General features: G+C 38.0%; 2 protein-coding genes. Both read right to left on the bottom strand.

Annotated features, from left to right (window positions below; translation table 11 throughout):
- Positions 1 to 403 (bottom strand): response regulator (locus tag AB4496_RS25740; RefSeq protein WP_372132691.1); only part of this gene is annotated, 403 nt, incomplete at its 3' end.
- A gap of 457 nt (positions 404 to 860) precedes the next feature.
- The coding region (locus AB4496_RS25745) for an aminotransferase class III-fold pyridoxal phosphate-dependent enzyme (RefSeq protein ID WP_372132694.1) at positions 861 to 1,101 on the bottom strand (241 nt) is incomplete at its 5' end.

The raw sequence follows: 1,101 nt of genomic DNA on the forward strand, positions 1-1,101 counted from the left end.
GTAAAATCAGCTTCTTCCTTAAGGAACTGGTGATGCGCTGTTTTAGAGTTTCGCGGTTAAACGGTTTTAACAAATAGTTATCAGGTCGTAGTTCAAGGATAGGGCGTATCGATAGAGCTGAATTTTCACCTGTAACAAGAATAAATATTCCGTCATCTTTTAATCTGTTGGCTTGCTTCAATTCTTCAAATAGCTGTTTGCCGTTGATCGTGTTACCAAAGTTGTAATCACAAATGATGACATCAAAAGTTGTGTCATTCGTGATGGTCATTGCAACACGAGGTGATTTCGCAATGGCAATCAAACGTTCTGAAAAACCAATATGAACCAGCATGTTACGAATAGTTGATAACACTATCGTTGAGTCATCAATGATAAGTGCATTTAGTTGGGTTAATTTCATGCTTACTTTAAATTATTTACTGACGTGAATTACGTAGCTATTGCGGATTGTCTTGATGTCTTGCACGACCGACAAAACAAGAAGCGTTAGGTTTCTACGAAGTTGATATAAGCCTTCGCTAGAATTGGATTCTTTTTTTGCGAATATTTTTATCTAATAGGAGTTAAAAATATTGGCTAATTTGATTCTGAGATGAACTCGAATAAGGAAGGTCATTCATTATATTCAGTACCAAAATGGCGCGTATTTTATGACGGCTTTTTACCCGATAGGTAACACTCTTTTGCTAATTGTTTTTATGGAGAGGATTAAATTTATTTGTGGGGTTTTTCGAGTTCAAATCAAAGATAAAACAATGGCTTGGGGTGTGTTTGTTGGCTGGTTTTTCACGTGAAGGATAAGCCGCCGTTAGTATTTTATGGGCGGCTTATAGGTTTTCTAAATGATGTTTGTTAAATCAACTTGGTTTGAAGCAAGCAGATTGTTGGAGGGCTTTATCAATAGATGAAACAAGTTGTTCGATGTGCTCAGCCTTGCTAATGAAAGGAGGCATCATATAAATCAACTTACCAAACGGACGTATCCAAACGCCTTGTTCAACAAAGTGAGCTTGGATGGTTTCCATATCGACAGGTGTGTGGGTTTCAACGACGCCAATAGCGCCCAACCAGCGAACATCTTTGACAAGAGCATGCTTG

Source organism: Vibrio sp. 10N.222.46.A1, assembly GCF_041473595.1.
GTDB classification, from domain to species: Bacteria; Pseudomonadota; Gammaproteobacteria; order Enterobacterales; family Vibrionaceae; genus Vibrio; species Vibrio tasmaniensis_A.